This is a genomic window from Rhizobium sp. H4, assembly GCF_003013335.1.
Lineage (GTDB): Bacteria > Pseudomonadota > Alphaproteobacteria > Rhizobiales > Rhizobiaceae > Rhizobium > Rhizobium sophoriradicis.
Genome location: NZ_PSOW01000004.1, coordinates 234118 through 260578 on the forward strand (window position 1 = coordinate 234118; position 26461 = coordinate 260578).

28 protein-coding genes and 1 riboswitch are annotated in these 26461 nt (G+C 63.0%); of the genes, 13 read left to right on the forward strand and 15 right to left on the reverse strand.

The window, feature by feature from the left end; translation table 11 throughout:
- Window positions 1–119 precede the first annotated feature (119 nt).
- Together C4N04_RS08045 and C4N04_RS08050 are read left to right on the forward strand one after the other, a co-directional pair.
- A complete protein-coding gene (locus C4N04_RS08045) occupies window positions 120–743 on the forward strand; it encodes a TetR/AcrR family transcriptional regulator (protein WP_009994566.1) in 624 nt (207 codons plus the stop codon).
- A gap of 65 nt (window positions 744–808) precedes the next feature.
- Window positions 809–1006, forward strand: a complete 198-nt coding sequence (locus C4N04_RS08050) for a hypothetical protein (protein ID WP_096763531.1) — start codon at window positions 809–811, stop codon at window positions 1004–1006.
- Here the strand turns inward: C4N04_RS08050 and C4N04_RS08055 are convergent.
- Both C4N04_RS08055 and C4N04_RS08060 read right to left on the reverse strand, forming a co-directional pair.
- The gene (locus tag C4N04_RS08055; RefSeq protein WP_106795763.1) at window positions 990–1427 is read right to left on the reverse strand and encodes a DUF1810 domain-containing protein; all 438 of its coding nucleotides are present in this window, start codon (window positions 1425–1427) and stop codon (window positions 990–992) included. The genes C4N04_RS08050 and C4N04_RS08055 overlap by 17 nt on opposite strands.
- Window positions 1428–1517: 90 nt before the next feature.
- Window positions 1518–1796 (reverse strand): hypothetical protein, encoded by a 279-nt coding sequence (locus C4N04_RS08060; RefSeq protein ID WP_170961481.1) that lies wholly within the window; start codon window positions 1794–1796, stop codon window positions 1518–1520.
- A 270-nt stretch (window positions 1797–2066) separates the two neighbouring features.
- On the opposite strand from C4N04_RS08060, the gene C4N04_RS08065 reads away from it, so the two are divergent.
- Window positions 2067–3437 (forward strand): amidase, encoded by a 1371-nt coding sequence (locus C4N04_RS08065; RefSeq protein ID WP_077989657.1) that lies wholly within the window; start codon window positions 2067–2069, stop codon window positions 3435–3437.
- Between the two features lie 66 nt (window positions 3438–3503).
- Window positions 3504–4364 carry a TIM barrel protein gene (locus C4N04_RS08070; RefSeq protein WP_096763534.1) on the forward strand — a complete coding sequence of 287 codons (861 nt, stop codon included), beginning with the start codon at window positions 3504–3506 and terminating at the stop codon, window positions 4362–4364.
- Between the two features lie 15 nt (window positions 4365–4379).
- On the opposite strand, the gene betC is transcribed toward C4N04_RS08070, so the two are convergent.
- Window positions 4380–5894 carry a choline-sulfatase gene (betC, locus tag C4N04_RS08075; RefSeq protein ID WP_077989655.1) on the reverse strand — a complete coding sequence of 505 codons (1515 nt, stop codon included), beginning with the start codon at window positions 5892–5894 and terminating at the stop codon, window positions 4380–4382.
- A gap of 94 nt (window positions 5895–5988) precedes the next feature.
- Here betC and C4N04_RS08080 point away from each other — a divergent pair, with 94 nt between their 5' ends.
- The 3 genes from C4N04_RS08080 to C4N04_RS08090 all read left to right on the forward strand — a co-directional run bounded on the left by C4N04_RS08080 (window position 5989) and on the right by C4N04_RS08090 (window position 8035).
- Window positions 5989–6894: a LysR family transcriptional regulator gene (locus tag C4N04_RS08080; RefSeq protein ID WP_077989654.1), complete on the forward strand. Its 906-nt coding sequence runs from the start codon at window positions 5989–5991 to the stop codon at window positions 6892–6894.
- Between the two features lie 90 nt (window positions 6895–6984).
- Window positions 6985–7185 (forward strand): hypothetical protein, encoded by a 201-nt coding sequence (locus tag C4N04_RS08085; protein ID WP_010032807.1) that lies wholly within the window; start codon window positions 6985–6987, stop codon window positions 7183–7185.
- A gap of 55 nt (window positions 7186–7240) precedes the next feature.
- A complete protein-coding gene (locus C4N04_RS08090; RefSeq protein WP_077989653.1) occupies window positions 7241–8035 on the forward strand; it encodes an aldolase/citrate lyase family protein in 795 nt (264 codons plus the stop codon).
- A 6-nt stretch (window positions 8036–8041) separates the two neighbouring features.
- Here the strand turns inward: C4N04_RS08090 and C4N04_RS08095 are convergent, their stop codons facing one another.
- From C4N04_RS08095 to C4N04_RS08150, 12 genes are all read right to left on the reverse strand, one after another.
- Window positions 8042–8722 (reverse strand): hypothetical protein, encoded by a 681-nt coding sequence (locus tag C4N04_RS08095; RefSeq protein WP_106795764.1) that lies wholly within the window; start codon window positions 8720–8722, stop codon window positions 8042–8044.
- Window positions 8723–8791: 69 nt separating this feature from the next.
- A complete protein-coding gene (locus tag C4N04_RS08100; RefSeq protein ID WP_106795765.1) occupies window positions 8792–9691 on the reverse strand; it encodes an ATP-binding cassette domain-containing protein in 900 nt (299 codons plus the stop codon).
- Window positions 9688–10491, reverse strand: a complete 804-nt coding sequence (locus tag C4N04_RS08105) for an ABC transporter ATP-binding protein (RefSeq protein ID WP_106795766.1) — start codon at window positions 10489–10491, stop codon at window positions 9688–9690. The genes C4N04_RS08100 and C4N04_RS08105 overlap by 4 nt, the downstream gene beginning before the upstream one ends.
- A complete protein-coding gene (locus C4N04_RS08110; protein WP_077989649.1) occupies window positions 10488–11366 on the reverse strand; it encodes an ABC transporter permease in 879 nt (292 codons plus the stop codon). The genes C4N04_RS08105 and C4N04_RS08110 overlap by 4 nt, the downstream gene beginning before the upstream one ends.
- A gap of 1 nt (window position 11367) precedes the next feature.
- A complete protein-coding gene (locus C4N04_RS08115; RefSeq protein WP_077989648.1) occupies window positions 11368–12345 on the reverse strand; it encodes an ABC transporter permease in 978 nt (325 codons plus the stop codon).
- A 56-nt stretch (window positions 12346–12401) separates the two neighbouring features.
- Window positions 12402–14048 carry an ABC transporter substrate-binding protein gene (locus C4N04_RS08120; protein ID WP_106795767.1) on the reverse strand — a complete coding sequence of 549 codons (1647 nt, stop codon included), beginning with the start codon at window positions 14046–14048 and terminating at the stop codon, window positions 12402–12404.
- A 44-nt stretch (window positions 14049–14092) separates the two neighbouring features.
- Entirely contained in the window at window positions 14093–15115 is a 1023-nt protein-coding gene (locus C4N04_RS08125; RefSeq protein WP_106795768.1) for a glycoside hydrolase family 3 N-terminal domain-containing protein, read from the reverse strand.
- 24 nt (window positions 15116–15139) lie between these two features.
- On the reverse strand, window positions 15140–15436 hold the full coding sequence (locus tag C4N04_RS08130) for a hypothetical protein (RefSeq protein ID WP_106795769.1): 297 nt from the start codon (window positions 15434–15436) through the stop codon (window positions 15140–15142).
- Between the two features lie 447 nt (window positions 15437–15883).
- Window positions 15884–16717: a bifunctional hydroxymethylpyrimidine kinase/phosphomethylpyrimidine kinase gene (thiD, locus tag C4N04_RS08135; RefSeq protein ID WP_106795770.1), complete on the reverse strand. Its 834-nt coding sequence runs from the start codon at window positions 16715–16717 to the stop codon at window positions 15884–15886.
- Complete coding sequence (thiE, locus tag C4N04_RS08140) at window positions 16714–17349, reverse strand: thiamine phosphate synthase (RefSeq protein WP_106795771.1); 636 nt, start codon at window positions 17347–17349, stop codon at window positions 16714–16716. Before thiE ends, thiD begins: the two co-directional genes overlap by 4 nt.
- Window positions 17346–18149, reverse strand: a complete 804-nt coding sequence (gene thiM / locus C4N04_RS08145) for a hydroxyethylthiazole kinase (RefSeq protein ID WP_106795772.1) — start codon at window positions 18147–18149, stop codon at window positions 17346–17348. Before thiM ends, thiE begins: the two co-directional genes overlap by 4 nt.
- Before the next feature lie 41 nt (window positions 18150–18190).
- A riboswitch (TPP riboswitch) is annotated at window positions 18191–18287 on the reverse strand.
- A gap of 95 nt (window positions 18288–18382) precedes the next feature.
- Window positions 18383–18967 (reverse strand): DUF1349 domain-containing protein, encoded by a 585-nt coding sequence (locus C4N04_RS08150; protein WP_096763543.1) that lies wholly within the window; start codon window positions 18965–18967, stop codon window positions 18383–18385.
- Between the two features lie 226 nt (window positions 18968–19193).
- Here C4N04_RS08150 and C4N04_RS08155 point away from each other — a divergent pair, with 226 nt between their 5' ends.
- From C4N04_RS08155 to C4N04_RS08180, 6 genes are all read left to right on the forward strand, one after another.
- Window positions 19194–20720, forward strand: coding sequence for an ABC transporter substrate-binding protein (locus C4N04_RS08155; RefSeq protein WP_096763544.1), 1527 nt, complete (start codon window positions 19194–19196; stop codon window positions 20718–20720).
- A gap of 207 nt (window positions 20721–20927) precedes the next feature.
- Window positions 20928–21869, forward strand: a complete 942-nt coding sequence (locus C4N04_RS08160; protein ID WP_179363856.1) for an ABC transporter permease — start codon at window positions 20928–20930, stop codon at window positions 21867–21869.
- Window positions 21869–22738: an ABC transporter permease gene (locus C4N04_RS08165; RefSeq protein WP_106795773.1), complete on the forward strand. Its 870-nt coding sequence runs from the start codon at window positions 21869–21871 to the stop codon at window positions 22736–22738. Before C4N04_RS08160 ends, C4N04_RS08165 begins: the two co-directional genes overlap by 1 nt.
- A 53-nt stretch (window positions 22739–22791) precedes the next feature.
- Complete coding sequence (locus C4N04_RS08170; RefSeq protein WP_106795774.1) at window positions 22792–23304, forward strand: RidA family protein; 513 nt, start codon at window positions 22792–22794, stop codon at window positions 23302–23304.
- 70 nt (window positions 23305–23374) lie between these two features.
- Entirely contained in the window at window positions 23375–24571 is a 1197-nt protein-coding gene (locus C4N04_RS08175; RefSeq protein WP_106795775.1) for an aminotransferase class V-fold PLP-dependent enzyme, read from the forward strand.
- Window positions 24572–24605: 34 nt separating this feature from the next.
- Window positions 24606–26441 carry an ABC transporter ATP-binding protein gene (locus C4N04_RS08180; protein WP_106795776.1) on the forward strand — a complete coding sequence of 612 codons (1836 nt, stop codon included), beginning with the start codon at window positions 24606–24608 and terminating at the stop codon, window positions 26439–26441.
- Window positions 26442–26461: the final 20 nt, after the last annotated feature.

Sequence of the window (26461 nt, forward strand, 5' to 3'; positions counted from 1 at the left end):
TCCTTTCGTGGGCGGTCGCCCGTGTTCCACTTTGCGCCGCCAAGCTCTCGGCATTGACTTTGGCGGTCTGTGGTGTTACCGGTAAGTAACAATGCAGTTGTTACCGATCGGTCACATTGATGTCAAGGACTTCGTCCGCAAAAAAATCAGAAACTTCGAGTGAAATCTCCGCCGCCGTTCCAGAAGATCGCATCCCTCCGCGGGAGCGCATCGTCTCGACCGCCTCGGAGCTTTTCCGCGAACACGGCATTCGCGGCATCGGCGTCGATGCCATCGCCGATGCGGCATCGACCAACAAGATGACGCTTTACCGGCATTTCGGCTCGAAGGACGAGCTCGTCTGCGAGACGCTGCGCCGCGCGTCCGAAAAGGCGGATGCCATCTGGCGGGATCTGGAGGCGGCCCATCCCGGCGATCCCAGCGCCCAGCTGGACGTCTGGGTCGAGATGCGGGCGCAGTGTCTGAACGGCGAGCCCGCCGGCTGCGATCTCGCCAATGCCGCCATCGAACTCAAGGGCGAGGGCCATCCCGCCCACGAGATGATCGAGCGGCACAAGGCTGAACAGCGCGATCGCCTGGCTGCGCTCTGTTCGGCAGCCGGTGCGCGCGAACCTCAACTTCTTGCCGATACGCTGACGCTGCTGCTCGAAGGCGCGCGAGTCAGCCGCCAGGCGATGGGTGCCGCCAGCTGTTGCGGTCATTTCGCCAAGGCCTGCAGGGCGGCGATCGCCTCTTTCACCTGACCTCCGGGGAACCTTACCGCCTCCATGCCGTTTTTCCATCACCGGAAGGCGATGTGGAGGCAGAGATGAACTACGTCTATCTCAAGCGCCTATATGCCAGACGCGCCGAGCTCGAAGCCAAGCTGGAGCTTCACGATGCGCGCTATTGTTTCGGCGAGGAAGAGGTCGATGACGGCACTGACAGCGATCTGCGTCAGCGATTGAGCGAGGTCTCCGACGAGATCGCCGCCCTGGAGAACAGAGCGGCTACTGCCTGGCGCTGAGGATTTCCATCGTCCGCTCGTCGAATTGTCCCTCATAGAAACGCTCGATCGCCCGGTGGAAAGGCGAGCCGTGATCGCTGATCGCGGCAAACAGCGTCATCGATGAGCGCAGCTTGAAGTCATCGGGCGAGCCGAGGATGTCATGCGCCGATCGGCCGTCGACCGATAAAATCGCCTCGACGCAGCGCAGCAGCCGGCTTGAAAGAATGGGGTGGGCGAGATAGGCAGCGGCTTCCTCGGCCGAACGGATCGCATATTTCTCCGCCATCGCCGACGTGCCGAGACCTGATATCTGCGGGAAGATGAACCACATCCAGTGGGACGTCTTGCGCCCGGCTTTGAGCTCGGAGAGCGCCTGTTGGTAGATGCCGTTCTGGGCTTCGACGAAGCGGTCGAGGTTAAAGTCGATATCACCGGCCATGGTTCTTTTCCCTTTTCCTGCTGTCTTGCAGCCTGGGCCAAGGGGTTCCATGCCCGGCGAAGCTTTCAGCCCGGCGAAGTAGCTGGGCTGTCAGCAGACCCTTTCAGCGTAGGGGCTGCTGTCGCGGCAATGGCCGTAAGGCGGATGATGCGGCGTGTTATCGCCGGCTGGGGCGGCAATCGCCGATGTCGTCATCGGATCGGTATTGCCGGAAGAATATGCGGCAAAACCCGCAAAGCTCAAGACAAGCAATGCGCCGACAACGACAACGCGCTCAAAACCCGACAGTTTCTGGGCACTGACATGTTCCGCATAATCGCGCTCGCCGGCGCCGGCCGTTTCGTCCTCTTTCACGTGGACGGTCACCATATCTTGGTGACGGCTTAAAGTTTCACAATCTGTCATCTAATTACTCCTGCAACACATGCAGAGTCGCGTCCCGAGAGTAAACTCACACCCTCGCGCCGCATCCTACTCCAAATGCGAGCATCATGTGTGTCTTCAATCGCGGCAATTGAAGGGGCGATCTGCAAACGCAGTGTTCAAAAAATCGAACTAATCGATGCAAAATATCGTGAAGCTCTGGCTCGTCGAAATGATCCGCGGTAATCCGGAGCGATATTTCCTCTGGATGGTCCCATGAGCAAATCCTTCGGCGCCATGACGGTCGCCCAGCTTTCCGTCCTCATTCAAGGCGGCGCAGCCGATCCGGTCGATGTGGCAGAGGCCGTCTTCGAGGCCATCGCGAATTACGTCGACAAGGCCGTCTTCACCACGCTGTTCGAAGAGCGGGCGATGAAGGAAGCGCGCGCCGCTTCCTTGCGCTTGCGCGAAGGGCGCTCGCTCGGATTGCTGGACGGTATTCCCATCGCCTGGAAAGATCTTTTCGATATCGAAGGGGTGACGACGACGGCAGGCTCTGTTGTCCTGGCAGGGGATGCGCCGGCCGTGCGGGATGCAGCCGTCGTCGATTTGCTGGGGAATGCCGGCATGATCGCCATCGGCCGCACCAATATGAGCGAGTTCGCCTTCTCCGGCCTCGGCATCAATCCGCATTACGGCACGCCGGTCAATTCGCGCAGTTCCGACCGCCCGCGCATCCCCGGCGGCTCCTCCTCCGGCGCCGGTGTGGCCGTCGCCGCTGGATTGGTCCCGGTCGCGATGGGCACGGATACCGGTGGGTCGGTGCGCATTCCCGCCGCCCTCAACGGCATCGTCGGCTACAAGGCGACACGCGGCCGCCATGCGATGGACGGTGTCTATCCGCTGGCGAAAAGCCTGGATTCGTTGGGGCCGCTCTGCCGCACCGTCAAGGATGCGGTCTGGATCGATGCGGCGATGCGCGGCCTGACGGCGCCCGCTGTCGCTGAGCGGCGCTTGCAGGGGCAGGAATTGCTCGTGCCTGAAAACATCGTCTTCGATGGGGCCGAACCGGGTGTCGTCGTCGCCTTCGAAGCGGCCCTGGAGCGCCTTCAAAGGGCAGGTGTTCGGGTTTTGCGCATCACCATCCCCGCTTTCGACGCAATCATCGATCTGCTGACGACGTACGGCCCGCTGGTGACTGCGGAAGCCTATGCCCTTCATCAGGAGCGGCTGTCAGGTCCGGAAGCGGACCGCATGGATCATCGCGTCGTCCTGCGCACCCGCTTGGGAGCGAGGACGACGGCGCCGCATTACATGTCGATTCTCGAGGCTCGTCGCCGGCTGATCGCCGATGTCGACCGCCTGGTCGGCGACCGACTGATCGCCTTTCCGACCGTCGCCCATGTGGCGCCGCCGATCGCGCCGCTGGAACAGGATGACGAGCTCTTTTTTGCCACGAACAACAAGACGTTGCGCAATACGATGTTCGGCAATTTCCTCGACTGGTGCGGCGTCTCCGTCCCCTGCGGCACGGGCGAGGCCGGCATGCCGGTCGGCCTGTTGTTGTCGGCAACAGCGCGCCGCGACGAGGCGCTGCTCGGGGCGGCTCTTGCCGCCGAGTCGATCATCCGCGGCGATTTCGCCTGATCGACAATTGAACCGACAGGCGTTTATTGCCATTGATGGCAACAGGAGATCCTGGGAGGACGGCAGATGCAGCTTTTGCAAAACGGACGCTTCGCGGTTTCGACATGGTCGCTGCATCGTTTGCTCGGTGCCGTCCATGCCTATAGCCCGGATCCCGACAAAAGCGCGGCGCCGAAGGAACCCTACGGTCCCGGCGGCGCGGCACTGATCGACGTGCCGGCGATGCTGGCGGCGCGCGACATCAACCGGCTGGAGATCTGCTCCTTCCATCTGCCGAGCCTCGATCCCGCCTATCTTAGCGAACTCAGCGACGCGATGACGGCGTCGAACGTGCTATTCCAGACACTGCTCGTCGAGGACGGCGATCCCAGCCATGCCGGGACGGCCGAGCGCGACATCGGCTGGATCGCGGAGTGGATCGGCATCGCGGCGGCCCTTGGGGCGCAGAGAATGCGTGTCATCGCCGGCAAGCAGAAGCCGACTGAGGAAAACCTTGACCGTGCGGCCCGCCAGCTCAACTGGCTGGCCGAGAAGGCGGAAGGCAGCGGCGTGCGTATCGTCGTCGAGAACTGGTTCGACCTCTTACCGTCGCCGGTCGAAATGAACTGGCTGCTCGACCGGCTGGATGGCAAGGTCGGGCTCAACGGCGACCTCGGCAACTGGTCGGCACCTGCGAAATATGCCGGTCTGGCCGATATCATGCGCCGGGCGGAAATCTGCCACGCCAAGGCCGATTACAATGCCGGCGGTCTCGATGCAGACGATTACCGCATGTGCCTGGAGATGTGCGAAAGGGCCGGTTATGCCGGCCCCTTCACGTTGATCTACGATTCGACCTTCTTCGCTGACGAATGGGACGGCATCCTGCTGCAAAAGACCTTCATCGAGGATTTTCTGCGCGACGCGCCGGCGCGCCGAACGGCTTGAACCGGAGCGTTCCCGTTATTCCTGGCGCGGGAACCGCTGGCTTTCCTCCAGCACGTTCAGATCCATGTGGTTGCGCATATAGCGCTCCGATGCTTTCTGCAGCGGCTGATAATCCCATGGGTAATAGGCGCCGTTGCGCAGCGCCGCGTAGACCACCCAGCGGCGGGCCTGGCTTTCGCGCACGGCCGCGTCGAAAGCGGCAAGGTTCCAGCGCCGGCTCGCCTGCTCGACAAGCTCTGCCAGAATTTCGGCATGGGCCAGGTCGGCTGCCAGATTTTCGCGCTCTTGCGGATCTGCCTCGAGATCGAACAGCATCGGCGGGTCCTTTTCGCAGAGCGAGAGCTTGTATCGGCCGTCCCTGATGCAGACGAGCGGCGCCTCGGAGCCTTCGGCGGCATATTCCATCGGTACCGGGCCGCGGCTGCCGGTGCCCTTCGCAAGGCTTGCGAGATCCTGGCCTTCAGTCCACGGCTTCAGCGACGCGATATCGATGCCGGCCAGACCGGCAAGCGTCGGCGTCACATCGAGGGTAGAGACGGGCTGGTCGATGCGCTTCGGCGTCCAGCCGGGGGCTGCGATCATCAGCGGCACGCGGGACGATCCTTCGAAGAAGTTCATCTTGAACCAGAGGCCGCGATCGCCAAGCATGTCGCCATGGTCGGACACGAAAAGGATGATGGTGTTCTCGGCCATACGGCTGCGTTCCAGCACACCGAGAAGCTCGCCGATCTTGTCGTCGACATAGGAGATATTGGCGAAATAGCCGCGTCTTGCCCGCCTGATCTGCTCTTGGCTGATGTCGAACGCATCGTGGTCGCACGCTTTCATCAGGCGCTGAGAATGAGGATCCTGCCGCTCGAAGGGGATTGCCGCGACCGCCGGGTCGAGGGCCGGGCAGTCCTCATAGAGATCCCAGAATTTGCGGCGCGCGACATAAGGATCGTGCGGATGGGTGAAGCTGACGGTCAGGCACCAGGGACGCTCGTCATGGCCGCGCGAGAGATCATAGAGCTTGCGCGTGGCGTGATATGCGACCTCGTCGTCATATTCCATCTGATTGGTGATTTCGGCCACACCGGCGCCGGTCACCGAACCGAGGTTGTGATACCACCAGTCGATGCGCTCGCCGGGCTTGTTGTAATCGGGCGTCCAGCCGAAATCGGCTGGATAGATATCCGTCGTCAGGCGTTCTTCGAAACCGTGAAGCTGGTCGGGGCCGACGAAGTGCATCTTGCCCGAAAGCGCCGTCTGGTATCCGGCCGCGCGCAGATGGTGGGCATAGGTCGGGATATCGGAGGCAAATTCCGCCGCATTGTCATAGACGCGCGTCCGGCTCGGCAATTGCCCGGACATGAAGGAGGCTCGCGCCGGCGCGCAGAGCGGGCTTGCCGTATAGGTATTGGCGAAACGCACGGAGCGGCCGGCCAGTGATTTCAGGTGCGGCGCGTGAAGAAAATCGGCGGGACCATCGGGAAAGAAGGTTCCATTCAGCTGATCCACCATCAGGATGAGGATGTTCGGGCGCCCCATGTCATTTCCCTTTGCTATTTGAAGATTTTATTGAAGCGCCTATTGTGAGAGCTGTAAAGACAGCTTTTTTCGATGGCCGCTCAAAGGTATTTCTATGTCAGATCACCCACCTGAGCTCGGATGGATGCGCCTCTTCGTCGAAGTTGCACGGCTCGGGAGTTTTTCGGCGGCTGCAACGCTTCTCGGGCTGACCCAGCCTGCTGTGAGCTACCAGATCCGCCGGCTGGAGCAGCAGTTCGGCGTCAACCTGCTTCGCCGCCAGCATCGCGGCGTCGAACTGACCGCGGAAGGCGAGCGCCTTCTCGCGGTCGCTGCCAAGGCGGTCGGCGACATCGATGCGCTCGCCCGCAGTTTCCGTGTCGAAGCCGAGAGGCCGGTCGTCAGGCTCAGGACCGACTATGCTTTCTCGGCGCTTTGGCTGATTCCCCGCATGGATGGCTTTCGACGTCTGCATCCGGAAACGGACATACAGATCGTCGCGACGCAGAGGCTTGCGGCCGGATTTCGCGACGAAGCCGATGTCGCGGTCGTTTTCGGTACGCGGACGGAGTTCGAAGCCGTCGGCACCCTTCTGTTGCCGGAGAGGGTCGTGCCCGTCTGCACGCGGGGATTCCTCGATCGCAACGGACCCTTCGACGATCCAGGGCAATTGGCCGGGGCGAGGCTGATCCATCTCGACGCACCGCTGCCATCGCCCTGGTTCGACTGGCGCACGTATTTTGCCGAATTCTCCATCCTGCGCGGCGCCCATGCCGGCCGCGGTGATATCAGCTTCAATACTTATTCATTGGTCGTTCAGTCCGCGCTGAGCGAGCAGGGCGTGGCGCTCGGCTGGATGGGGCTCGTCGACACACTGCTTTCGGCAGGCATGCTGCTGGAAGCCGGCCCGTCGCTGGAGGCTCGAGACCGCGGTTACTGGCTGGTGCCTCCGCGATCTCCAAACGTCCACAGCGAAAGGCTCAGCACATGGCTGTCGGATGAGGTGAAGAAGAATGATTAGCGACGGTTGCATTTCTCCTCGGAAGAAGCCTTGTCATCGGCGATGGCGATCGACATTGTGGGCCGAATCCCTAGCGGAGGTGACTAAAGCATGCGAACCATCGGATATGTCGTCGGCCTGCTTATGGTCGTATTCGGGCTGATCTGGATCGGGCAGGGAAGCGGCTATTTTCCCTATCCGGCATCGAGTTTCATGATTGCCCAAAAGATCTGGATGCTCTGGGGCGCCATTCTGGCGGCGGCGGGCATCGTCGTGATGGTCAGCATCTCGCGGCTTCGCCGCAGAGGATGAATTGGCCGCTTGGCGGCAACCGGCCGCTGACGGCCTGTCGAATGAGGAGAATGGCATGAGCGCAGCTGAAATCGACGGTTTTGCCGACCGCATCAGGAAGCACCAGGCCGGTATGATCTCGGCCTGGGTCGGTATCCCCGACGCCATGCTCGTCAACCATCTGGCGCAGGAAGCTTTCGACGCCGTCGTCTTGGATATGCAGCACGGCATGTGGGACATGCAGTCGGCGGCAAATGCCGTTGCTCAGGCGCGTCTTGCCGGCAAGCCGGCCATCGCGCGCATTCCGGTCGGCGATTTTGCCTCCGCATCGCGGCTGCTTGATGCCGGGGCCTCCGGTGTCATTGCGCCGATGATCAATTCGGCCGAGGATGCACGAGCCCTGGTCAGGACGACGAAATATCCGCCGCTCGGCGAGCGCAGCTGGGGACCGTCCCTGGCGCTGAATCATAGCGGTCTGGCGGCGGACGCCTATCTGAAGACTGCCAACGAGCTCACCGTCGCTATCGCCATGATCGAGACCCGCGCGGCGCTCGACGCGATCGACGGCATTCTTGGTGTAACCGGCATCGACGGTATTTTTGTCGGCCCGGCCGACCTTTCGATCGCTCTGTCGAACGGCGATCAGGTGGCGCCGAATGCGGCCGAGATCGACAGCGCCATGCAGCACGCGGTTGCGCGCTGCCGCGCCCATGGCAAATTCGCCTGCGCCTATGCCGGCGATGGCGAGCGGGCCGGCGAACTGCTGAAGTTCGGCTTTGATCTGGTCACCGCCGGCGCCGAGACCATACAGCTGCGCGCCGGTGCCCGCCGCGCCATCAATGCCGCCCGCAGGATCGCTTCGGGCAGCTGATCTTCGTCAGCGGGCCGGCTTGATCGCCAGCCAGATGACGTGGCGGGCGCCGCCGCGTTTGCCGTTGGCGCGGGTGTTGACCGCTTCGACGGAAAAGCCGCTGTCCTTGAGGCGGCGGGTGAAATCCGGATCGGGGCCGGACGACCAGACGGCGAGCACGCCGCCGGAGCGAAGCGCGTCGCGGGCGGCGCGGAGGCCGGCGAAATCGTAGAGCCGGTCGTTGGATTTGCGGGTCAGTCCATCCGGTCCATTGTCGACGTCGAGCAGGATCGCGTCGTAGGCGCTCTTGCCGGCGCGGATCGCCTCGCCGACATCGCCCTGATGGATGCCGACGCGGGGATCGTCGAGGCAGCCCTTGAACACCTCGGCCATTGGCCCGCGCGCCCAGGCGACAACGGCGGGCACCAGTTCGGCGACCGTGACGCCGGCATCATCGGGAACAACAGCGAGAGCGGCGCGCAGGGTAAAACCCATGCCAAGCCCGCCGATCAGGATTCTCGGCTTGGGATGCGCCTTGATTCGCTCCCAGGAGAGCGTGGCGAGGGCTTCTTCCGAGCCGCTGAGACGGCTGTTCATCAGCTCGTTGGCGCCGAGCATGATCGAGAACTCGCTGCCGCGCTGCTTCAGGCGCAACTCGCCGGTGTCGCCGGGAATGGTCGCGGAATCGAGTTGAATCCAGGGAAGCATGACAGTTTCGCCTCAAATGAAGAAAGGCTCCCCTAGCACAGGCAGACGAGCGAAACCAGCAAACCGGCGTCAGACCATCCGCATGAAATGACCCGACTCCACTTCGGCGACATCGTCCTGCAGGGCGGCCGAACGGCGGCGGATATCCTCGACCTCGTCGGGTCTCAGCCGCGCCTTCGGATCTTCGAAACGGACGTCGGGATCGGGCACGGCCGAGAGCAGCAGCCTGGTATAGGGATGCAGCGGATTGTCGATCACTCGGGCGGTGCTGCCCCATTCGACGATCTGGCCGGCATACATCACGGCTATATCTTCCGCGACATAACGGGCGGTGGCGATGTCATGGGTGATGTAGAGCAGACCGAGATTCATCTCTCGCTTCATCTCGTTCAACAGGTTCAGCACGCCGAGGCGCACCGAGACGTCGAGCATCGAAGTTGGTTCGTCGGCGACGATCACCTCCGGCTTGACGGCAAGCGCGCGGGCGATGTTGACGCGCTGGCGCTGGCCGCCGGAGAGTTCATGCGGATATTTCGGCGCGACGAGATCGGGATCGAGCCTGACGCGCCCCAGCAGTTGGCGGATGGTGGCGTCGATCTCCATCCCCTTGATATCAGGGCGATGCAGCTTCAGCGGCCGACGGAGATGGTGCGCGATGGTATGGGCGGGGTTCAAAGAGGCGAAGGGATCCTGGAATATCATCTGCACCGAGCGGCGGTAGCGGGCGATTTCGGCCGAATTCGCCGTCTCGACCGGCCGGCCCTTGTAGAGGATGCGGCCCGATGTCGGCAGATATTCGCGCATCGCCATGCGGGCGCAGGTGGTCTTGCCGCTGCCGGATTCGCCGACCAGCGCCAGCGCCCGGCCGGCACGCAGCGAAAAGGCGATCGAGCGGGCAGCATGAACGGCGGACGCGCCGTGGCCGAAGGTCTTGGTCACCGTGTCGAGCGCAAGGATGGCCTCGCTCATAGCAGCACGCCTCCATGAAGTGAGGGGAAGGAGGCCCAGAGCTTCTTCGTATAGTCGTGCGCCGGCGTCCGGTAGATCGCTTCGGCCGCGTTCTGCTCCACCAGCCTGCCTGACAGCATGATGCCGATGCGGTCGCAGAACTGCACCATCAACCCGAGATCATGGGTGATGAACAGCACGGAGAAGCCGAAGCGGCGGCGCAATTCGTTGATGCGCTGCAGGATCTCGCGCTGGACGACGACGTCGAGCGCCGTCGTCGGCTCGTCCATGATGACGAGCTTCGGGTCGAGCGCCATGCAGATGGCGATGACGATGCGCTGGCGCATGCCGCCGGAAAACTGATGCGGATAGTCGCGCATGCGATCCGGCGCGATGTCCACGAGCGTCAGCATCTCGGCGGTGCGCTCGCGGGCTTGCGTCCGGCTCATGCCCTTATGGGTGCGCAGCACGTCGTAGAACTGCGCCTCGATGCGCAGCACCGGGTTCAGCGAGTTCATGGCGCTCTGAAAAACCATGGCGACCTCGCGCCAGCGGAAGGCGGCAAGCGCCTGCCGGTCGAGGCTGAGCACGTCGCGGCCGTCGAGCAGGATGCGGCTTTCCTTGCGGATCAGCGCCGGCGGCCTGTGCAGGCGGCTGATGGCGAAGGCGATGGTGCTCTTGCCGCAGCCGGATTCGCCGGCAAGGCCGAAGACCTCGCCCGGCGCCACATCGAAGCTGACATCGTCGACGGCGCGAAAATCCTTCTCCTCGCCGATATAGTCGATCGAGAGCTTTCTCACCGAGAGCAGCGGCTGCGTCACAGGCGGCCCTCCCCGGAACGGACGAGCAGCGACCAGCGCTTCAGATGATTGCCGGTACGCAGCCTTGGATTGGCGATCTCGTCGACGGCGAAGTTCAGGAGTGACATTCCGATGCCGAGGAAGGCGAGCGCGAAGCAGGGGGTGAGAATATCCCACCAGGCGCCGACCGAAAGCGCCGAGGCCTTCTGAGCATTGTAGAGCATCGTGCCCCAGGAGATCGCGCGGGGATCGCCGAGGCCGAGAAATTCCAGCGTCGCCTCGGTGATGATAGCGAAGATGACGCTGCCGATGAAATTGATGCCGACGATCGATATCACATTGGGGAAGATCTCGAATGTCATGATGCGCCATTGCGGCTCGCCCATCATCTCGGCCGATTTGACGAAATCCTTGTGTTTGACGGAAAGCGTCTCGGCGCGTGTGACGCGGGCGCCCCAGGCCCAGGAGGTGGCGCCGAGGATGAGCGCAATGACCAGCGGGCTCGCTTGGCCGATGAATGCGGCGAGCACCAGCAGCAGCGGCAGGTTGGGAACGACCAGCACCATATTTGTGAAGAAGCTGATGATCTCGTCGGTCTTGCCGCCGCGATAGCCCGCGATGATGCCGAGCGCGGTGCCGACGAGGGTGATCAGCAGACCGGCGCCGAAGCCGACGGCGAGCGAGGTGCGGGCGCCGTAGAGCAGGCGGGCGAAGACATCCTGGCCGATGCGGGTCGTGCCGAGCAGATGATCGAGCGTTGGCGGCTGGTGCGGCCGCCCGGTGCGGGCGGCGGGATCGTATTGGGACAGCAGCGGCGCTGCAATCGCAACGATGACGATGAAAGCGATGATGACGAGGCCGGTGAGCGCCTTGCGGTTGCGAAGCAGGGTCTTCATCTCACGCTCCCTTCAGCCGCGGGTCGAGCATGACATAGCTGACGTCGACGATGAAATTGGCGATCAGCATGGTCGCGGTCATGATCAGCAGCTGGCCCTGGATGACCGGGTAATCGCGGGCGAGGATCGCTTGGTAGAGAATATTGCCGAGGCCAGGATAATTGTAGACGACCTCTGTCACCAGTGAGCCGCCCAGAATGGTGCCGATGGCGATGGCAAGGCTGGAGACCGTCGGCAGCAGCGCGTTGCGCGCCGCATACCAGAGCATGACATGCCGGTCGGACAGGCCCTTGGCGCGGGCCATGACGATATAGTCTTCGCCGAGCAGGTTGATCATGTTGTTGCGCATGGTGACGGTGAAGCCGCCGATCAGCACGGTGCAGAGCGTCACCATCGGCAGGATGCCGTGATAGGCGACGCTGCCGATATATTGCAGGCTGAGGGCGGGATCGAGCGAGGGATCGGCGGCATATCCGTTCGGGAACCAGCCGAGCGTGAAGCCGAAGATGAAGAGCACGATCAAGGAGGTAACGACGGCCGGCACCGAGGTCGCAAAAATCGCGCCGACGGAGACGATAACGTCGAACCTGCTGCCGCGGCGCCAGGCGGCGACGATGCCGAGCAAGGTGCCGAGCGCGAAGCTGATGATCGTTGCCGTTCCCATCAGGCCGACCGTCCAGACGAGGGCATGGCCGAGCACCGAGGTGACCGGTAGCGGGAAATATTTGATCGAGCGGCCGAGATCGCCGGTGAAGATGCTGCCGAGATAGGTGAGATATTGCTGCCAGAGCGGCCCGTCGACGAAGCCGAAGGTGAGCTTCAGCGCCTGCAGGCTTTCCGGCGGCAGTTCAGTGCCGGCGCTCGCAAACATGATCTGCACGGGATCGCCCGGCATCAGCCGGGGCAGGAAGAAATTGATCGTCGCTGCCGCGATGAAGGCCGCCATATAGAAGACGAGACGGCGAAGCAGGAAAGCCATGGAAACTCCGTCGTGGCGGGAGCGGCGTTGAAAGCACCGCTCCCGGGATCAATGCCTTACTTGACCGGCTCGAGAGCGAGCAGGTTCAACAGGCGTGCCGGATTGGTGCGCGAAATCGACGGATTGACGAAGGGGTTTTCCTTGGTCGACCAGCCGGTGAAGCGCTTGGTGTTGTACTGGTACCAGTTCGGATTGTTGAACACCGGAATGACAGGCATGTTTTCGGCGACGATGCGCTGCGCCTTGTTCATCGCGTCCTTCTGCTTGGCGAGGTCGGCGGTATGGGTGAATTCGACGACGAGCTTCTCGACATCGGGATTGAACCAGCGCTGGGCGGTGAAGCGGGTCTTGCCCTTGTCCGAGGCGCTGAAGGCGCGCTTGTAGGGATAATAGGGCGAGGCCGAGGCCGGCAGGCTGTTGATCGCCGCATCGAAGCTGCCGTTGATGAGGTTGCCTGTCCAGACGGCTTCCTCCGGCGTTTCGATCTTGGCGTCGATGCCGACCGCCTGCATGCCTTCGACGGCGATGTTGACGGTGTCGACCCAGTCCGTCCAGGAATTCGGAACGATGATCGAGAAGGAGATCTTCGTACCGTCGGGATTGTCGCGGAAGCCGTCGCCGTCCTTGTCCTTGTAGCCGGCTTCGTCGAGCAGCGCCTTGGCGGCGTCGGCGTCATACGTCGCGAACTTGCCGAAATCGGCCTTGACCGACGGATCCGCCCAGCTTTTGTAAAGCTCGCCCATCAGGCCGGGATCTTCGTTCAGCGTCGGATAGCCGTAGCCGGCGACGTCGATCATCGTCTTGCGGTCGAGCGCCATGCCGAGCGCACGGCGAAACTTCACATCGTTGAAGGCCTTCTTGTTGTTCTCGTTCGCGGTTTCCAGGTTGAACAGGAAGGCGACCATGCTGCTCGGCGAATACCAGTAGTGGAAATGTTCCGGATCCTTGGAGACATAGACATTATCAATATCGGGGATGAAGGAGACGCCCCAATCGAGCGTGCCGTCGGCCGTTGCCGTCAGGATCTGGTTGTTGTCGGCAAGCTGCGGGAAACGGATGCAATCGACCTTCAGGTGCTCATTGTCCCAGTAGTTGGGATTGCGGCACTGATCGTAGGTCTGACCGGTGAAACGCGGCACCTCGGTCAGCGGGCCGCTGCCGACCGGGTTTTCGTTGGCGAAGGTGACCGGGTCGGCGACATCCTTCCAGACATGTTCGGGGACGATCGGCAGCTGCGAGATCTGCTCGGCGGCGAGCGAGCTCGGATTGGCGAGCGTGAAACGCACCGTCTGGCCGTCGACGGCCTGGACGTCGGTGACGAAGGTCCAAATGCTGACGAAGTCGAGCGCCGGGAATTTCTTCAGGTAATCATAGGTGAACTTGACGTCGGCTGAGGTCAGCGGCTTGCCGTCCGACCATTTCAGGTCGGGGCGCAGCTTGAACTCAATGCTCTTCAGGTCGTCGGACAGTTTGAAGCTTTCGGCCAGACGATAGACCGGCTTGTTGCTGTCGAAGCGGTTGAAAATAACAAGCGGCTCATAGATGAAATCGAGCGTCGACTGGCGCGCCGAGGTCTGGTTGAACGGGTTGAAGTTGCGAACCCAAGTCGTCGCCGGTTCGATATTCGCCGTCAGGATCGTCTGCGCCATGGCAGAGCCCGAAAGCAGCGACAGCGCAGCGGCGGCAAGAAGATATTTTTTCATGTCCTATTCCCCTTTTTCTTATGCGGTGAGAGATGGCGCGCCGGTCAGAAGACCGAGGCGCTGGCAAACATGTCTTCGACTTGGCGGTGGGCGGCGCGGACGTCGATCTTGAGATTGCCGAGGCGGGCCTTGCCGGCGGCGATGCGCTGCAGCGCGGCATCCGTCAGTGGGCGGGCGGCTTTGGCAGCGGCTTCGCTTTCGGGAATGTCGCCATGGCTGTGCAGCGCGATGTCGAAACCTGCGTCGAGCACTTGGCTCACGCGCTCCGGCAGCGTGCCGGAGAGCGACTCCATGAAGATGCAGTCGGAGATCAGCACACCGTCATAACCTAGATCGTTGCGGATGACGTCGTGCATGACAGGCGAGACGGAGGCCGGCAGCTCCGCGTCGTAAGCCGAATAGACGACGTGGGCGACCATGGCCCAAGGCGTATCCTTCAGGGCGACGAAGGGTTTGAAATCGGTGGCAGCGAGCATTTCGCGGCTGGCGTCGACGATCGGACGCTCCTTGTGCGAGTCGAGCGTCGCGCGGCCATGGCCGGGAATGTGCTTCATCACAGGCATGTTGCCGGTCTCGAGCAGGCCGTCGACCACCTCGCGGCTGAGGGCGGCGATGACATCGGGATCCGGGCCGAAGGAGCGGGCGCCGATCACCGCGCTCGTCGTCTCGAAGACGAGGTCGAGAACGGGCGAGCAGCCGCTGGAAAGGCCAAGTTCCGTCATCATCGCCCCCATGGCCTGGGAGGAAAGGCGCAGGGCTCGTTTGCCGAGCTCGAAATCGCGGCGCGCCAGTTCGGCAAACTGGCCGAAGCTGCGGAAGAGCGGCCAGGGGCCGGCATCGAGATGCTGGACGCGGCCGCCTTCCTGGTCGGTAAAGACAGGCGCATCGTCGCGGCCGACGGCTTCACGGAAGCGTTCGATCAGCCGCTTGGTCTGCTCCGGCTCGCGCTGATTGCGCCGGCCGACGAAGAGGCCGAGCGGATTGGTCTCGCGAAAGAGCGCAAATTCATCATCCGAAAGAACCGGATTAGGAAGGCCGACAAAAAGGGCGAGCGGGGTCGAGGACAAGTCTAGTACTCCGGTATCAGATGGTCATTGCGGCATGCTTCTCAGCATGCCTTCGTAGATGCCCTTGTCGGGGGCCGGGATGGTGATGGCGCCTGCGGTCCTGGCGTAAAAATCGATGGGACCGGCATCGCCGATGAAGGCATAGGCATGGCCGACCGAGACCTCGCTTGCCCAGTTCTCGCTGAACCGTTCGCGAACCCAGTTGACGACGAGATGCAGTTCCGGGGGGAGTGCCGGGCGGATGGCGGCGCCGACGTTGTCGGCTCTCTGTTTCAGGTCGGCAAGCTTTGCGGAATACAGGCTCACAAGCAGGTCTGGCACCCCGACATTCCTCCTGCAATTCCGTAGTTACGGAATATATATCCCTCTTATGTCATAGACTTGGCCATCTCGTCGGGCTTGTCAACAGGGTTTTTCAGAAGGTCAAAGCGGCTGCCTCCCGTGATAGCTGTGACTTCAACGCAAAGTAGGCGACGAACAAAAAACGGCCCAGGATGGACGGGCCGTTTCAAACTGCTGACAAAGTGGGTCAGCTCCTCTTCGTCATGCTCGCATAAGGCCACGGCCGTCTGGTTGGCGTCCGTAGCTGCCCCTCACCCTAACCCTCTCCCCGTAAACGGGGCGAGGGGACGTGCCCTGCGAGAGGCAGAGAGGAACGGAGAGGCTGCGGCTATCCCCCTTCGCCCGTTTACGGGGGGCCGAAGGACGGGTCGAGACCCGTGGTTCGACCCCGGTCGGTGCCGGCAGGCGGATGAGGGGCGGCTGCCTTCATTCGCCGTCTTTCCAAAGCGCATGAAAATGCTGCACCGGACCGTGGCCGGAGCCGACGCTGAGATTTCCGGCCGCCGCGACCGCGCCGGCAAGATAATCCTTGGCAATCGAAACGGCCTGCCGCGCCGAGGCGCCCTTGGCAAGCTCGGCCGCCAGCGCGCTCGACAGTGTGCATCCGGTGCCGTGGGTGTTCTTGGTCGGCACCCGCTGGGCTTCGAACCAGTGCAGGCCATCGGCGGCGGCCAGCACGTCGGGGCTTTCGTCGCAGTCGAGATGGCCGCCCTTGACCAGCACGGCGGCCGGGCCGAGTGCGCGCAGCTGTTCGGCCTGCGCCGCCATGTCAGCCCGGCTCGTCGCGACCGGCTGGTGCAGCAGCGCGGCGGCCTCCGGCAGGTTCGGCGTCAAAAGCGTGGCGAGCGGCAGCAGCCGGAGGGTCAGCACGTCGACCGCTTCGGGCGCGAGCAGGGCGGCACCGCCTTTGGCGATCATGACGGGATCGAGGACGACAGGAATGCCGCGTCCGTTGGCTGTTGCTGCGGCCAGAGCTTTAGAAAGTGCGGCGGCGACGGCCTCGGCGATCTCGGCATTGGCGATCATGCCGATCTTGACCGCATCGACGCGCACATCGGCAAAGACGGCAGCGATCTGGTCGGCGACGAATGGAGGCGGCACCAGATGCACGCCGGTGACCCCTTGGGTGTTCTGCGCCGTCAGCGCGGTCAGCACCGCCATGCCGTAGACGCCGCGGGCGGAAAAGGCCTTGAGATCGGCCTGGATGCCGGCGCCGCCCGAGGGATCGGAGCCGGCGATGGAAAGAACGTTGCGGATCATGCCGGAACCTTTCGAATTTCTGCAGCTATGCGGCGCGTGGCCGCTTCCGGGTCCGGCGTGCCGCAGATGGCGGAGACGACGGCAAGCCCCTTGGCGCCGGCAGCAAAGACTTCGGCCACATGATCCGCCTTCAGCCCGCCGATGGCGACGGACGTCACTGGCGAGAGCTGCACCAGTCTGGCGAGACCATCAAAGCCGATCGGCTGCTTGTGGTCGGCCTTGGTTGGCGTCGCAAACACCGGGCCGACGCCCGTATAATCGACGAGACCCGGATCGACGGCGGCGGCGAGCGCCTCGGTTTCGACCGAGAGGCCGAGGATCATGTCGGGACCGATCATCTCCCGCGCGGCGCGCGCGTTCAGGTCCTCCTGGCCGATATGCAACCCGTCGGCGCCGATGGCGATCGCCGCCTCGACATCGTCATTGACGATGAGACGGGCGCCGGTGCCACCGAGCGCCATTCTCAAGGCGCGGCCGGTCTCGATCATCTTCGAAGTGCCGGCTCTTTTGTCGCGCAGTTGCACCATTGTCGCGCCGCCGGCAACGGCAAGCCGGGCGGTCTCGACCATGCCGATCGGGGCGCAGAGATCCGGATCGAGCACGAGATAGAGCGAAAGGTCGAAAGCCTTCATGCAATCGATACCCTGGCTCTCGCATCCAGCGCTTCGCCGTCGAGCGCGGCCAGCGCATCGAGGAAGCGCCAGGCGAACGAGCCGGGGCCGGCCGCCCCGAGTGCGGCATCTTCGCCAGCGACGGCAAAGGTTGCGAGCGCTGCGACCGTCGCGCCGAACAGATCCTCGGGCGCGGTGGCGGCAAAGGCGCCGATAAGGCAGGTCAGTGAGCAGCCGAGCGCGGTCACCTGCGGCATCAGCACCGATCCGCCCTTGATGCGCACGGCTCTTTCGCCATCGGTCACGAAATCGACGGCGCCGGTGACGGCGACGATGGCCTGCTGCCGCTCCGCGAGCCGACGGGCCGAATCTTCCGCCTGCTCGACCGGATCGCGGCTGTCGACGCCCTGGCCGCGGCTTTCCCCGCCGGCAAGCGCGATGATCTCGGAAGCATTGCCGCGGATGATCGTGGGCTTCAGCGCCAGCAGATCGGTGACTGCTTGGCGGCGAAAGGCGGTGGCATAATGCGCCACCGGATCGAGCACCCAGGGTTTGCCGGCTGAGGCTGCCGCCTTGGCCGCCGCCTGCATGCCGTCGAGCCATTGCGTCGACAGCGTGCCGATATTGACGGTCAGCGCGCTCGCGATGCCGGCGAATTCGCCGGCTTCCTCAGCCGCATGCACCATGGCGGGCGAAGCGCCTGAGGCAAGCAGGACATTGGCCGCGACGTTCATGGCGACATAATTGGTGATGCAGTGGACGAGCGGCGGCTTCTCCCGCATCGCCTCCAGCATGGCTCCCGAGGTGGTCTTGCTCTGCATGGCGCCCCTTTCAGGCGGGGCAGGCGCGGGGCGCGTCGACGGCGATGCCCCGAGCGACTCCCTCCGCCGGCATTATCCGGTTCAGGTTCGAAGGGTTCTTCTCAGCCCGCCTGTCGACGAACGCCCCTGTCTCTCATCCCGCTCTTTTTCGCAGAGAACGACGCGGCTGTCATCCCGAAAATAGCGTTCCGCCTGCCTTCCGACAAATCTGGTTGAACGCATCACAGCGTTCCTCAACTTAAATCATGCAGATCCGTCGTAATTGCCGGCCCGATCGAAAACTCCGAAAAACGCACCGTCAACCCGCTTCGCTCCGGCGTGCACGCGGTCGGCCCAACCTCGTATCGGCCGGCAGCGGGGAAGGGCGCTAACCGCAGTAGCGGCCAGCGGCTGCCGTCGCGGGAGGCCTGGATACGCAGGGCGCCGCCTGCGAGGGTGACGCGGATGCGGAAATCTTTGAGTTCCTTGAAAGGCTGCGACACCGACCAGTCGGACCTGCCGTCGGTGACGACGGTGCTCAGGAAGGCCTCGCCGTCGGTGAATTCGACGCCTGTCTTGACCCAGCGTTTTTCGTCGAGGCGCACCATCAGGCCGGCCTGGTCGTAAAGGGTGCGGAACTCGCCTTGTACGCGGATCTGCGCGGTGAAGCTCTCGGTCGTCGGGAAGGCGAGGAAGTGGCCGCTGTCGCGGGTGAAGCCGTAATAGGTTTCCCGCCAGAAATCGGTCTTTTCGCCTGTTGTCAGCGTCAGGCCGGTTGCGTCGGCGTGCCAGCTTTCCGGTTCGTTCCGCCATTTTCCGTCGTTGAAATCGATGCTCATTCCATCCTCGCTCTATTGAAGCCGTGGCGCTGCCGATTCTTCACGCTCGCATAATGCGCGAGCTTCGGGCAGGCGGCTAGCCGCACACGCGGTTCGGTGCTGTTTGCCGCTGCGACCTCGTCTCACGACATAATCCACGGCTTCCGCTTGACACGATCATTTCATCTCTTATTCTGTTACAAAAACATGAATTACATAATTGTGGAACTTAACCGGGAGCTCTCATATGAAAACGCTTGTCGCATTCCTGCTCGGCACTGCGCTCGTCGCCCTGCCTTCGACCTTGCTTGCTGAGGAAAAGGGCGGCGTCATCAATGTCGCGACGATCGGCGAGCCGCCGACGCTCGATCCGATGTCGTCGACGGCCGATCTCGTCGGCATCGTCACGCAGCATATTTTCGAAACGCTCTACACCTTCGACAAGAGCTGGAACGTGACGCCGCTTCTGGCCGAAAGCCTGCCCGAGATCAGCGCCGACGGCAAAACCTATACGATCAAGCTCAGGGCCGGCATCAAGTTCCACGACAATAGCGACATGACGTCCGAGGATGTCGTCGCCTCGCTGAACCGCTGGATGAAGATCGCCTCGCGCGGCAAGCAGGTGGCGGGCTTCATCGACAAGATCGCGGCTGCCGATCCGGCGACCGTGACCATCACGCTGAAGCAGCCCTATGCGCCGCTGACCTCGCTGCTCGCCTTCAACAATTCGGCGGCGATCATCATCCCGTCGGAAAAGCAGGACGAGCCGATGAAGGAGTTCATCGGCACCGGCCCCTATATGCTGAAGGAGCGCAAGGCCGACCAATATATCCAGCTCGTCCGCTTCGACGGATACAAGTCGCGCGAAGGCGACAGCAATGGTTATGGCGGCGCCCGCCGTCAGTATCTCGACGAAATCCGCTTCGTGCCGGTGCCGGATCCGAATACCCGCGTCGAGGCCGCCGTTTCCGGCCAGTACGATTATGTCGATTCGATCCCGGTCGAATCCTACGACAAGCTGAAGGCCTCGACCGCCTCGCAGCCGGTCATGCTCAAGCCCTTCGGTTATCCAGTTTTCGTCTTCAACACGAAGGAAGGTGTTGCCGGGAATGTCGAGGTTCGCAAGGCGATCCGCCAGGCGCTCAGCATGGAAGACATGCTGGCCGCCGCCTTCGGCAGCACGGATTTCTATGCGCTCGACGGCGCCATCTATCCGAAGACCTTTTCCTGGTCGACCGATGCCGGCGCCGAAGGCGCCTACAATGTCGCCGATCCGGAAGGGGCGGCGGCTGCCGCCAAGAAGGCCGGATACAATGGCGAGCCGATCCGCATCCTGACCAGCCGCCAGTACGAATTCCATTACAAGATGGCGCAGGTCGCCGCCGAATATCTGAAGCTTGCCGGCTTCACCGTCGATATGCAGGTGGTGGATTGGGCGACGCTGACGCAGCGCCGTACCGATCCGAAGCTCTGGGATATCTACATCACCCACAGCCCGTTCCTGCCGGAGCCGGCGCTGATCGGCTCGCTCTCGACCAGCTCGCCCGGCTGGTGGGATACGCCGGCCCGCAAGGCCGCCGTCGATGCCTTCACCTCCGAAGTCGATCCGAAGAAGCGTGTCGCACTCTGGGCCGATGTCCAGAAGGCCGTTTATGCCGATGCGCCCTTCATGAAGATCGGCGATTTCAACGCGGTTTCGGCGAAATCGGTCAAGCTCGAAGGCGTCGATCCGGCTCCGTGGCCGTATTTCTGGAACGCTTCGATCAAGAAGTGATGGAGTGATTTCGGTGGCCGCCAGTTGCTCCCTCATTCCTGTGGTTGTCACAGGAATCCAGCCACGGCGCTTCTGCGCCGTGATTGACCCTTATCCGATCAAAGAGTCTTTCGCGCCCAAGGACTTGGGCGCGCTGGATTCCTGTGACAAGCACAGGAATGAGGGAAGGTGGATGCTGCGCGAACCAAGCCGAGGAGCAAAGTTCGGATGATCCGCTACATCCTCCAGCGCCTGTTCGGCATGATCGTCGTGATGTTTCTCGTCGTCACGATCGTCTTCGTCATCGTGCGGGTGACGCCGGGGGATCCGGCCGCGGTCATGCTCGGGCCGGATGCGACGCCGCAGGATATTGCCGATCTGAGAAGCAGGCTCGGCCTCGATCAGTCGCTCGGCCTGCAATATGTCTATTATATCGGCCAGCTGCTGAAGGGCGATCTCGGCCAGTCGATCTTCCTCAACATGCCGGTCACGTCGGCTCTGCTCGACCGCGCCGAGCCGACCTTTTTCCTGACGCTGTTTTCCCTTGCCATCGCCAGCATCATTGCGCTGCCGATCGGTATCTATGCCGCCTATCGGCGCGGCTCCTTCGTCGACCAGGCGGCAACGACGCTGGCCATGTTTGCCGCCAGCATTCCAAGCTTCTGGCTTGGTCTCATCCTGATGCAGTTCTTCGCCGTCAGGCTCAATCTCTTCCCTGTTTCGGGCTATGGCGGCCCCGGCTCGACCTTTGCCGACCGCATGTATCATCTGACACTGCCGGCCTTTGCGCTCGGTATCGTCTCTTCGGCGCTGATCCTGCGCTTCACCCGCGCCTCGATGCTCGATGTGCTCGGCGATGATTATATCCGTACGGCCCGCGCCAAGGGGCTGATCGAGCGCAAGGTCATCCTCAAGCACGCGCTGAAGAACGCGTTGATCCCGATCCTGACGGTGCTCGGCCTGACGGCGGCCGTATTGATGTCCGGCGCCGTCGTCACCGAGACCGTCTTCGGTCTGCCGGGCGTCGGCAATCTCGTCGTCTCGGCGGTGCTGCGCCGCGACTATCCCGTCATCCAGGGGGCGCTGCTCGTCATCGCCGCCCTCTACGTGCTGATCAATTTTGCGATCGACATGCTCTATCTGCTGGTCGATCCGAGGGTGCGCTACTGATGGCCGATATTGCAATCAAGCCCGCCGAGAGCGAGGGCAGCAAATTCCTCCGCCGCCTGCTGAAGCGCAAGACGGTGGCCTTCGGTCTGCTGATCCTGGCGATCTTCGTGCTGCTGGCGGTCTTTGCGCCTGTCGTCGCGCCCTATTCGCCCTCCAAGCTTTCGATCGTCAACCGGTTGAAGCCGCCGGGCGGCACCTTCTTCTTCGGCACCGACGAGTTCGGCCGCGACGTCTTCTCGCGCACGATCTTTGCCGGCCGCCTGTCGCTGCTCGTTGGTGCGGCGGTCGTCAGCCTGTCGGCGGTGATCGGCGTGACGCTCGGCCTGCTTGCCGGCTTTTTCCAGAAGCTCGACACGCCGATTGCCCGGCTGATCGACGCGATGATGGCGTTCCCGGATATTCTGCTGGCGATCGCCCTTGTCGCCGCCCTCGGCCCGTCATTGACGACGGTCATCATCGCGCTGTCGATCGTTTATTTCCCGCGTCTTGCCCGCATCGTCCGCGCGTCGACGCTGGTTATTCGCGAGCTGCCCTATGTCGAGGCAGCCAAGGCGCTCGGCATTTCCACCTTCCACATCATGACCCGGCATGTGCTGCGCAATCTGCTGTCGCCGATCCTGGTGCAGGCCACCTTCCTCTTCGCCAGCGCGATGCTGGCCGAAGCCGGCCTCTCCTTCCTCGGCCTCGGCGTCAGCCCGGAGATCCCGACCTGGGGAACAATGATCGCCGCCGGCCGGCAATATATCGGCCAGGCCGACTGGATGACGCTGTTTCCCGGTGTCGCCATCATCCTCTCGGTGCTGTCGTTGCAGATGGTCGGCGATGGCCTGAGGGACATGCTCGATCCAAGACTTCGCAAGGACCTTTAATCCGCCGACCTAAATCGGCCAATCCAAAACCAAATTCGCCAATCCAAATTCGCATGACAGGAGTTTGCGTGAATCAATTTCCCAGCGCCGCCGGCAAGGTCGAGAACTCGCCTTACCAACGGTTAGCCGCCCTCGGCATCAAGCTGCCGCCGCCGCCGCCGCCGATCGCCAATTTCGTGACGCATGTGGTGGAGGGCAATATGCTCTACCTCTCCGGCCAGGGGCCGCGCGAGGCCGACGGCTTTCTGCATGCGGGCAAGGTCGGCGGCGGCGTCGGTGTCGAGGAGGCCTATCGGCATGCGCGGTTGACCGGCATCAACCTGCTCGCCGTCATGCAGGAGGCGCTCGGCGATCTCTCCCGCGTCAAACGGGTGGTCAAGCTGCTCGGCATGGTCAATGCCGTGCCTGAGTTCGAAGATCATCCGAGCGTCATCAACGGCTGCTCGGATCTGCTGATCGCGGTCTTCGGCGCGGCCGGCGAACATGCCCGCTCGGCCGTCGGTTTCGGCTCGCTGCCCGGCAACATCACCGTCGAGATCGAGGCGATCGTCGCCTTGAATGGCTGACGAGAGCTTGCATATTTGGAGCAACGTCCACCCATGGCCCGTTCCTCGCCCCAGACTTCCGGAGACCTTCATGCCCAATGATATCAGACCTTCGCTCGGCCTTCGCCCCGTCATCAACGTATCCGGCACGATGACCAGCCTCGGCGCCTCGATCGTCGTGCCGGAGGCGATCGAAGCGATGGCATCGATCCTGCCACATTTCGTCGAGATCAACGACCTGCAGCGCAAGGCAAGCAGCGTCATCGCCCGGCTGACCGGCGGCGAAGCCGGCTTCGTCACCGCCTCCTGCTCTGCCGGCATCTCGCTGGCGGTCGCAGGCGCCATCACCGGCGACAATCTGCTGGCGATCGAGAAGCTGCCGGATGTGGTGCCTGAGAAGAACGAGGTACTGGTGCAGATGGGCCATGTGGTGAGCTACGGCGCCCCGGTCGATCAGGCGATCCGGCTTGGTGGCGGCAAGGTGGTGCTTGTCGGGCAGGCGACCTCGACCCATCGTTTCCACATGGAAAAGGCCATAAGCGAGAAGACCGCCGCCGCCGTCTATGTCGTCTCCCACCATGTCGTCGATTACGGCCTTTTGAACCTGAAGGAATTCGTCGAGATCGCCCATGCCAGGGGCGTGCCTGTGATCGTCGATGCGGCCTCGGAATATGATCTGAGAATTTTCCTGGAGCAGGGGGCCGATATCGCGCTCTATTCCGGCCATAAATTCCTCGGCGGCCCGACCTCGGGCATCGTTGCGGGCCGCAAGGAACTGGTGCGCCATGCCTTCCTGCAGAATATGGGCATCGGCCGCGGCATGAAGGTCGGCAAGGAGAGCATCTTCGGCGTCATGGCGGCGCTCGAGGCCTGGGAGCGCCGCGACCATGCCGGCATCCGCGAACGCGAGACCGGCTATCTCAGTCTGTGGAAACGCACGCTCGACGGCCGCCCCGGCGTCATCGCATTGATCGAGCCCGACTCGACCAACAATCCGCTCGACCGGTTGCGCCTGATCGTCGATCCCGAGCAGGCGCATATCACCGCCTGGGATCTCGCCGATGCGCTGGCCAAGGGCAGCCCGCCGATCATTGTCCGGGATCACGAGGTGGAGCATCGCTATTTCTATCTCGACCCCTGCAACATGCATCCGGGCCAGGAGGTCATTGTCGCAAACCGCCTGGCCGAGGAACTCGACAAGGCGCGCGCTTCCAACGAGATCATCGCAACCCCGATCGAAAACCGCAGCCGGCACCGCTTCGACGGCTTGCTGCGTTGGCCGGACTGATCCGCCGTTCTCATTCGCCGCAAGAGGAGCCGACATGGGCAGCGTCCAAGCACAATCGATCGAGACCGCCATCCCCGTTCTTTCCGTCGAGGGACTGACGACGTCCTTTCTGGTCGACGGCGCCTGGAATCCTGTGGTGCGCGACGTTTCCTTCACCGTGGCGCCCGGCGAAACTGTGGCGATCGTCGGCGAATCCGGCTCGGGCAAGAGCGTCACATCGCTGTCGATCATGCGGCTGCTGCAGGCGGAGGTGAGCCGCATCGAGGGCCGCGTCGTGCTCGGCGGGCGCGATCTGCTGGCCTTGCCGGAACAAGCCATGCGGCAGGTGCGCGGCAATGAGGTGGCGATGATCTTCCAGGAGCCGATGACATCGCTCAATCCGCTCTTCACCATCGGCGATCAGATTTCCGAAGCGCTGCTCTGCCATTCCGATATCAGCAAGGCGGACGCCAGGGCCGAGACGATCAGGCTCTTGGAAAAGGTCCGTATTCCCTCTGCCGCCTCGCGCTTCGACGAATATCCGCATCGTTTCTCCGGCGGCATGCGCCAGCGGGTGATGATCGCGATGGCGCTCGCCAGCCGGCCGAAACTCCTGATCGCCGACGAGCCGACGACGGCGCTCGACGTGACGATCCAAGGCCAGATCCTCGACCTGATCAAGATGCTGCAGGAAGAGGAGGGGACCTCCGTACTCTTCATCACCCACGACATGGGCGTCGTCGCCGAGATCGCCGACAGGACGGTGGTGATGTATCGCGGCGAACAGGTCGAGAACGGCCCCACCGCCGATATTTTTCACCGCGGCAAACATCCTTACACCAGGGCGCTGCTGTCGGCCGTGCCGGTGCTCGGTTCGATGCAGGGCCGCCAGCGGCCGCTGCGCTTTCCCGTGGTCAATACGGCGACGGGGGAATCGAACATACCGGCAGAGGCCGCCGATACCGTCGCCGCAACGCCGGTGCTTGAGGTGAAGAACCTCACCAAGCGTTTCGACATTCATTCCGGCCTGTTCGGCCGGCTGACCAGCCGCGTGCATGCAGTCGAGAACGTCTCCTTCGACCTTCATGCCGGCGAAACCCTGTCGCTTGTCGGCGAATCCGGCTGCGGCAAATCGACGACGGGCCGCGCTATCATGCGTCTCATCGAGCCGCAGGCGGGCTCGGTTCTCGTTGAGGGCAGGGAGGTGCTCGGCCTCGACAGGAAGGATTTGCGCGAGATGCGCAAATCCGTGCAGATGATTTTCCAGGATCCCTTCGCCAGCCTCAATCCGCGCATGAAGGTGGGCGCCGCGATCGCCGAGCCCTATCTCGAGCACAGGATGGGCGATTCGAAACAGGCGAGGGACGTTGTCGCCGACCTGCTGGTCAAGGTCGGCCTCTCCCCCGAGATGGCTTCGCGTTACCCGCATGAATTTTCCGGCGGCCAGCGCCAGCGGATCTGCATCGCCCGGGCGCTCGCCCTGCAGCCGAAGGTCATCGTCGCCGACGAAAGCGTGTCGGCGCTCGATGTTTCGATCAAGGCACAGGTCATCAATCTGATGCTGGACCTGCAGCAGAGCCTCAACCTCGCCTTCCTGTTTATCTCGCACGACATGGCGGTGGTCGAGCGCGTCAGCCACCGCGTGGCGGTGATGTATCTCGGCGAGATCGTCGAGATCGGCCCACGCGCCGCCGTCTTCGAAAATCCGCAGCACCCCTATACGAAGAAACTCATCGCTGCCGTGCCGGTGCCGGATCCGGATCGGCGCCACGAAAAACGCATGGTGGCGAATGACGAGATCAAGAGCCCGATGCGGGCCGTCGACTATAATCCTCCAAGCGCCACCTATCGCGAGGCTGGGCCGGGGCATCTGGTCTTGGACCGGCGCTAGTCCTGCTTGGCTGGCCATTG